Genomic DNA, 360 nt, shown 5'->3' with positions numbered 1-360 from the left:
CGGCATGGGAGAGTAGGTGGCTGCCAGATTAAAAAAAGAAAACAACAGCTATGCTGTTTTCAACATAAAACGGGCATCCGAAGGATGCTAACCTATATCAGCAGGGAAGTGCTGTTAAGATACAGGGTTTTTACCCGTGATTAGAGGATTCAAAGAATTGAGTTTTCTAATGACTGGTAAAACAGTCAGAAAAACGTACCTTGAAAACTTCATACAGAATTGATGAAAAGACTATCATTTTAGAAATGATAGACCTAAGATATCAAGACATCCGAGAAACAAACCGATTCAAAAGAATCAACAAACACAAGCGTGAAAACGCAAAAGACACCTGTCACTAACGCTATAGATGACAGGAAG

This window comes from Roseburia sp. AF20-18LB (assembly GCF_003461185.1).
Classification (GTDB): Bacteria; Bacillota; Clostridia; order Lachnospirales; family Lachnospiraceae; genus Roseburia_C; species Roseburia_C amylophila.
This window is presented reverse-complemented; position numbering follows the sequence as displayed.